The organism is Limisphaerales bacterium (assembly GCA_014382585.1).
Classification (GTDB): Bacteria; Verrucomicrobiota; Verrucomicrobiia; order Limisphaerales; family UBA1100; genus JACNJL01.
In genome coordinates, this window is the sequence record JACNJL010000061.1 from 53,728 (window position 1) to 60,889 (window position 7,162).

The following is a 7,162-nucleotide window of genomic DNA, read 5'->3' on the forward strand; positions in this document are numbered from 1 at the left end:
AGCGTTTTGATATTATCAGGAAATCACCGTTGCCGCGAGGCAAAACTGCGTGCCGCGGGCGCAGCCCTATTTCACCGCAGCCGATTCTGCCACCGGCGGCGAGGCGAGCCAATTAAACGGAGCGATCGGAATATTCCGCACCACGCCAAGGGCAATAAAAATTACCGCGATCCAAACTAGCGGTTGATGGCATTCATTTTGCGCCAATGGCAAGGGCATTTCGCCACGCCGCCGCCATTCGCGCAGCCACATAAAAAATAGAAACCCAACAATCGGCAGCGAAAGAACAAAGCCGGGGTGAAACTGAACCGCCGCGAGCAGCCGCCCGTGCGTCAGCGCGTGCGTGGCGCGCAACCCGCCGCAGCCGGGGCAATCGAGGCCCGTGACTTTTTTGAATCCGCATTGCGGGAAATATTGTTTGTTGGCCACCGGTTCGTTGTGATGCACGAACACGATCGCCGCGATGAGTGCTGTGACCGCCAGAATGGGCAGCAGTTTCCACGCTTGGCGCGGTTTGAAAACGTTTTCAGCGGCAGCGAGGATGGGCGGTTCGTCGGGCATTAGTTTGCAAGCGCGGCAAGCTTGGCAGCCGCGCGGCCATCGTCGATGACGCCGGCGGCGAGTTCCATCCCGGCGCTGATGGAAGCGGCGGCGTTGGCGACAAACAATGCTGCGCCGGCGTTTAATAAAACTGCCTCGCGTTTGGGGCCTTGGTCTTCGCCACTTAAGATAGAGCGAATGAGGCCGGCGTTGGTTTCCGCATCGCCACCGGCAAGGTCGGCGAGTGTGGCACTGGCCAACGGGAGGTCGGCAGGATTGAGCGTGGACGTGGAAAAGCCGCGATCCTGATAAAATTCGGCAATCGCATTTTCGCCGAGCGTGGAAAGTTCGTCCATCGGTTTCCCGTCCGCGCTGCCGCACACCACCATGCCGCGTTCGATGCCGAGGGTTTGCAACACCTTGGCCATCGGTTCGGTGAGCCCGGCGCGCGGCACGCCGATGAGTTGCGCCGTGGGACGCGCGGGATTGAGCAATGGCCCGAGGAAATTAAAGAGCGTGCGCTGGCCGGCCTCGGCGCAGAGTTTGCGCGCGGGGGCAATATTTTTAAATGCGGGATGATACAGTGGCGCAAACAAAAACGCGAATCCGTGCGCGTCCATCGAAGCCGCCGCATCGGCGGGCGAAAGGTCAGTAGGAATGCCCAGCGCCGCGAGCACATCGGCGCTGCCGCTTTGGCTGGTGATGGCGCGGTTGCCGTGCTTGGCGACAGTGACGCCCGCCGCCGCACATAAAATCGAAACGGTGGTGGATAGATTGAAGGTGTTCAGGCCATCGCCGCCTGTGCCACAGACATCGAGGATTTCGCCCGCGCGCGTGACGTCATTGAGCGGCACGGCAGTGGCCCGCCCGCGCAGCTCACCGGCGAACGCGGCCAGCTCCTCGGTGGATTCACCTTTGGCGGCGAGGGCGGTCAGGAATTTTGCCTTCGTTTCGGCGGTCACATTCTCGGCGGTCATTTGCTGAACCGCTTCAGTGACTTGTTCGCCGCTGAGATCGGTGCCCGCGCGGAGTTGTTCAGTTAACGTGTTGAGCATCGGCGGGAAGGGTCGGGGTTCTTTGTGCGCGGTACAAGGATTTTACGGGGTGGGTAGGGCGGTTTCTCCGAAACCGCCACGGCGCGCTCGGTGAGCACGCCCTACCTTACACCTCACTATTCTCTACTCACCACTCACTTCCTCCGCTACATTGCGCGCCGCGTGGAAACCATCACTTTCAAAACTGAGACCGACGATTGCTTTACCGAAGCGATCGCGCAAGCGGCGGCGGCATTGCGTCACGGCCAGCTTGTGGCGTTGCCAACGGAAACGGTTTATGGCCTCGCGGCAAATGCGTTGGACGAATCGTGTGTGGCGAAAATTTTTGAGGCCAAAGATCGGCCGGCGAACAACCCAATCATCGTGCACGTGGCGGATGAAACGATGGCGCGCGATTGCGTGGCGGAATGGCCCGCCGCCGCCGCTGCGTTGGCCAACGCGTTTTGGCCGGGGCCGCTCACGTTAGTGTTGCCGAAGGCGGAGGGGATTCCGGATAACGTCACCGCGGGCGGGGACACGGTGGGCGTGCGTTGGCCGGGGCATCCGTTGATGCAGGAAGTGATTCTCGCGTGTCGGTTTCCATTGGCCGCGCCGAGCGCGAATGTGTCCAATCAGGTTTCGCCCACCACCGCCGCGCACGTGGCGGCGCAATTGGGCGGGCGCATCCCGCTGATCATCGATGGCGGCGCGTCCGAGGTGGGGATTGAATCGACGGTGGTGGAAGTGGCGGGCAATGCGGTGCGCGTGTTGCGGCCGGGAATGATTTCTGCTGAAGCGATTGCGGCGGTGTGGCCGGAAGGGGCGGCTGCAAATGAAACAGGCATTTTGAAAAGCCCCGGCCAGTTGCCGCGCCATTACGCGCCGAACGCGCGGCTGTTGGTTTTGGCGTGGTCGGACGCGGACGATTTGGAAAATCAAATCGCCTATTCGCGCACGCCGCACGATCGCGTTTGCGTCATTGCCCGCACGTGCATCGTGCCCGGCACACGCTTTGGCCGCGTGAGTCTTTTACCCAACGATCCCGAAACCTACGCGCGCGCGCTGTACGCCGAGCTGCACCAATGCGATGCCGAAGGGGCGGAGCTGATTGTGCTGGAAGCCGTGCCGGAGACGGCGGAGTGGCAGGGGATTGCGGATCGGTTGGCGCGGGCGGGGGGATGAGGTCATGCCAGGGTACGGCTTCGGTAATAGTTTGGGAATGACGTTCGTTTGACGGCGGCGGGCGTCAACGGCATTCTCGCCCGGTATGGTACAGTATTTGGATTTGCTTCGGCACGTGCTGGAGAAAGGGAAGCGGAAGGATGACCGCACGGGAACGGGGACGTTGTCGGTGTTTGGTGCGCAGGCGCGATTTGATTTGCGCGAGGGGTTTCCAATGTGCACGACGAAGAAGCTGCACTTACGGAGCATCGTTCACGAGTTGCTTTGGTTCCTCAAAGGCGACACGAACATCGGTTATCTCAATGAACACAAGGTTCGGATTTGGGATGAATGGGCGGATGAAAATGGCGATCTTGGCCGCGTGTACGGTGCGCAATGGTGCGACTGGCGCGCGCCGGATGGGCGGGGCATCAATCAAATCGACGAGGTCATTGCGCAAATCAAAACCAATCCCGACAGCCGCCGCCTGATTGTCAGCGCTTGGAACGTGGGTGAGCTGGATCAAATGGCGCTCGCACCATGCCACGCGTTTTTTCAATTTTACGTGCGCGATGGGGCATTGAGTTGTCAGCTATATCAACGCAGCGCGGATTTGTTTCTCGGCGTGCCGTTCAACATCGCCAGCTACGCGCTGCTTACAATGATGGTTGCCCAAGTCACCGGCCTGCGTGCGGGCGAATTTGTGCATACCTTTGGCGACTTGCATTTGTACTCCAATCATCTAGAGCAAACGCACGAGCAACTTTCGCGCGAACCGCGCGCTTTGCCGAAGATGAAACTGAACACGGATGTACAGAATATTCACGATTTTGTTTTTGAGGATTTTGAATTGGAGGGGTATGACCCGCATCCGCACATTAAAGCAGCGGTGGCGGTTTAGGTGGGTTGAGGGATGATGGTTGAAGGTTGAGGGCATGAAATCAAGTGCGGTCGAATCTCAAGTCCATCAACCATCAACCATCAGCTATCAACCAACCCAATTTCCTTTCAATTATCTGCTGAATGATAAATGCTTTCGGTATGACGGATCGGCAATGGGTTTTGGAAAAGGTCGGGGGAATGCCCGAGGATGCCTCGGCGCCGGAGATTCTTGAGGACTTGGCGCTGCAAACGACTTTGCGGCGGCGTTTGGCCGAGGGCGGCGGCGCTACGCCCAATGAACAGGTGTCGGGATTGATTGACGAATGGATCGCCAAATCCAATGGATCCAATGGATCCACTGGGAAGACGAAGCCCTCGACGACTTGAGACTGCTCGTCGAGCACATTGCCGCCGACAATCCTGATGCCGCACGGCGTTTCGGAATGTCGGTGGTGGACAAGGTGGAGGCGCTGCGACGGCACCCTCGAATGGGTCGCCGATACGCGCCGATGACGGAAGCGGAAATCCGCGAAGTGCCTGTGTCGCCTTATCGGATTTTTTATCGGGTGGAAACGGATCGCGTGGTGGTGATGGCGGTGATGGCGGTGTGGCACGGCGCGCGGAGCGAGCCAAAATTTTAAGGAGAACTTTTTGCAATCCCCTCAACCCTCAACCCTCAACCCTCAACCTGTCTTCAAGGCGATCGCGGCGATGTCGCTCAATCGGGTGATTGGCAATGGCTTGGAAATTCCCTGGCATTTGCCGGAGGATTTTAAGTGGTTCAAACAAGCGACGATGGGGGAGGTTTTGGTGATGGGGCGCAGGACGTTTGAATCGATTGGGCGGGCGTTGCCGGGGCGAGAAACATTGGTGCTCACGCGCGGGGATTTTTCGCATCCGGAGGTGGAGGTAATTCGGTCGTTGGATGACATTGCGCCGCGCTTGGAGGGGCGCACGTGTTTTATTGCGGGCGGCGCGCAGGTTTATGAACAGGCGTTGCCGCGTTGTTCGGATTTGTTGCTGACGATTGTGCAGCGTGAGGTGGAGGGGGATGTTTTTTTTCCGGAGTTTGAAAATCAATTTGAGGAGGTGGCGGTGCTGCGGGCGGAAAAGGAATTTTGCATTGTGCATTATCGAAATCGTGAAATGAACTAATGGCGGACTTGCTGAAATCATCCGGCGCGATGGCCGGGGCCACGCTGGCGAGTCGGGTGCTGGGGATGGTGCGGGAGATATGTTACGCCCGGTTCATGGGCGACGGGCTGGTGGCCGGGGCGTTTGTGTTGGCGTTTATGATTCCCAATTTGTTCCGGCGGTTGCTGGGCGAGGGGGCATTGATGGCGGCGTTCATTCCGGTTTTCAAGGAACAGGAAAAAACGGAGGGCGAGGTCGCGATGTGGCGCACGGCCAATGCGTTGATGAGCGGGTTGGTGGTGGTGCTGGCGGCGGTGGTGGGCGTGGGGCTTCTGGGGGTCACGGCGGCGCTGGAGTGGGGAGAGTGGAGCGCGAAAACAACATTGATGCTGGAGCTGTTGCGTTGGGTGTTTCCGTATTTGTTGTTGATTTGTTTGGCGGCGGTGGCGATGGGGATTTTGAATTCGCGCGGCCATTTCTTTTTGCCGGCACTGGGCGCATTGATTTTGAACGGGGTGATGATCGCCGCGGTGCTGTGGTTGGCACCGCGGTATGGGACAGAGCTGGAAGATCAAGTATTTGCACTGGCGGTGGGGGTGTTGGTGGCGGGGGTGGCGCAGTTGCTTTATCAATTGCCGGCGTTGTGGAAGGAAGGCTTTCGGCCGGAATGGATTTCGCCGTGGGCGGATGAATCGGTTCGGAAAATAATGAGTCGGCTGGGGCCGGGCGTGATCGGCGTGGCGGCGTTTCAGATCAATGTGTTGGCGACCTATTGCATTGGTTTTTTTGTGGGCGGGCACGTGGTGGCGTCGTACGGATATGCGGTGCGCTTGCTGGAATTGCCGCAGGGATTGTTTGCCGTTTCGATGGCGACGTTTTTATTGCCGACGTTGGCGGGGTTGGCAGCGGAGAAAAAGTACGGCGATTTCCGCGCGCGTATAGATGAAGCCGCGCGGCACTTGTTGTTTTTGAATTTACCGGCGGCGGTGCTGTTGTTTGTGATGGCGGAGCCGATCGTGCAACTGCTGTTTCAGTACGGCGCGTTTGATGAGGCGGCCACGCAGCGGGCGGCGTGGGCGTTGAAATGCCTGGCACCGGCGTTGCCGGGGTATTCGTTGGTGCTGATTTTGGTGCGCGCGTTTTATGCGTTGGGCGAGGTGCGGACGCCGGTGAAAATCAGCATCGCGTGTTTGGTGCTGAACTTGGTTTTGGCATTGGCGTTGGTGTTTCAGTTTAAGGACAATTTGCAGCAAGGGGCATTCGGCATAGCAAATACGATCAGCTCCACCTTGAACGCGGTGCTCTTGTGGCGGGCGTTGCGGCGGCGGGAGGAGTTGGCGCCGATTGCGTTGCCGGGGTTGCGGCGGCAATTGCCGGTGATGATGGTGCTGGCGATGCTGGCCGGTTGGGTGGCTTGGGGTGTGGGGCGTGGGTACTTGGATTTGGGTGGTGAAAGTGCTGCGGTATCGGCGCGGTTGCTGGCAGTTTTCGGGCCGTTGTTTAGCGCGGGGATTTTTTACTGGGCGGTGTGTGGCTTGGCGGGAGTGGATTCAGCAAAGGCGATTCTTGGAGTATTCCGGAGAAAGCGGCCGGAATGACCTATTTTTTGCCTAATTAGTTTGCGGATTTGCTTTTTCGGGGTACATTGTTTTAACGGGTTGGCGAGGTAGCAGCCTGAGAGACAGGGGGCGGGGGCAGTTTTTCCCGGCTGTATCTGTTGGATATTTCAAATGAAACCATTTTTGGCCATTGATTGCGGCGCGGCGAGCTTGAAGGTGGCGTTATTCGAGCCTCAAGCGAGCGGCAGTTTGGTGCTGTCACGCTACGAAGTGGTGTCGCTGGGTCAACGGGGGCTGGAAGAAGCCGACCGCGTGGGGCTGCTCAAGGAGGTATTGCAGGACACGCTCGACCGCCACGAGATCCGCGCCAAAGGGCTCGAGGCGCACATCTGCACGCCCAGTTACCAGAGTTTCACAAAATTTTTGCGCACCCCGCCGGTGGAAGGCAGCAAGGTGGGCCAAATCATCCAATACGAGGCTCAGCAAAACGTCCCCTTCCCGCTGGACGAAGTGGAATGGGATTATCAAATCCTCGGCACCGCGGAAACCGGCGAGCTGGAAGTGATGCTCATGGCGCTCAAGCTGGACATCATCGACAGCCTCTCCACCGTGTGCAATGACCTCGGCCTCAAGCTCGCCATCGTCGACGGCTCCGCCGCGGCACTGCGTAATTCATTTATGCACAACTACGGCGAGCTCGAAGGCTGCTCGCTATTGTTGGACGTGGGAGCCAAAACCGCCAACGCATTGTTCATCGAAGAAGGCGGCAAATTCTTTATGCGCAGCATCAACTTCGGGGCCAACGCCGTCACCCAGGAATTCTCCCGCGAGAGCGGCCTCGACTGGGCACAG

9 protein-coding genes are annotated in these 7,162 nt (G+C 58.8%); 7 read left to right on the forward strand and 2 right to left on the reverse strand.

Annotated elements, in window-relative coordinates:
* Positions 1-66 precede the first annotated feature (66 nt).
* Positions 67-561 carry a DUF2752 domain-containing protein gene (locus H8E27_14475; protein MBC8326822.1) on the reverse strand — a complete coding sequence of 165 codons (495 nt, stop codon included), beginning with the start codon at positions 559-561 and terminating at the stop codon, positions 67-69.
* Positions 561-1,595, reverse strand: coding sequence for an anthranilate phosphoribosyltransferase (gene trpD, locus H8E27_14480; protein ID MBC8326823.1), 1,035 nt, complete (start codon positions 1,593-1,595; stop codon positions 561-563). Before trpD ends, H8E27_14475 begins: the two co-directional genes overlap by 1 nt.
* A gap of 171 nt (positions 1,596-1,766) precedes the next feature.
* Between trpD and H8E27_14485 the strand changes: the two genes are divergently transcribed.
* From H8E27_14485 to pilM, 7 genes are all read left to right on the forward strand, one after another.
* Positions 1,767-2,756, forward strand: coding sequence for a threonylcarbamoyl-AMP synthase (locus H8E27_14485; GenBank protein MBC8326824.1), 990 nt, complete (start codon positions 1,767-1,769; stop codon positions 2,754-2,756).
* An 85-nt stretch (positions 2,757-2,841) separates the two neighbouring features.
* A complete protein-coding gene (locus tag H8E27_14490) occupies positions 2,842-3,636 on the forward strand; it encodes a thymidylate synthase (protein ID MBC8326825.1) in 795 nt (264 codons plus the stop codon).
* A gap of 140 nt (positions 3,637-3,776) precedes the next feature.
* A complete protein-coding gene (locus tag H8E27_14495) occupies positions 3,777-4,004 on the forward strand; it encodes a hypothetical protein (GenBank protein ID MBC8326826.1) in 228 nt (75 codons plus the stop codon).
* Positions 3,941-4,258 (forward strand): type II toxin-antitoxin system RelE/ParE family toxin, encoded by a 318-nt coding sequence (locus tag H8E27_14500; GenBank protein MBC8326827.1) that lies wholly within the window; start codon positions 3,941-3,943, stop codon positions 4,256-4,258. Before H8E27_14495 ends, H8E27_14500 begins: the two co-directional genes overlap by 64 nt.
* 70 nt (positions 4,259-4,328) lie before the next feature.
* The gene (locus H8E27_14505; GenBank protein ID MBC8326828.1) at positions 4,329-4,772 is read left to right on the forward strand and encodes a dihydrofolate reductase; all 444 of its coding nucleotides are present in this window, start codon (positions 4,329-4,331) and stop codon (positions 4,770-4,772) included.
* Positions 4,772-6,349, forward strand: coding sequence for a murein biosynthesis integral membrane protein MurJ (murJ, locus tag H8E27_14510; protein ID MBC8326829.1), 1,578 nt, complete (start codon positions 4,772-4,774; stop codon positions 6,347-6,349). The genes H8E27_14505 and murJ overlap by 1 nt, the downstream gene beginning before the upstream one ends.
* Positions 6,350-6,481: 132 nt before the next feature.
* On the forward strand, positions 6,482-7,162 hold a 681-nt coding region (pilM, locus tag H8E27_14515), incomplete at its 3' end, for a pilus assembly protein PilM (GenBank protein ID MBC8326830.1).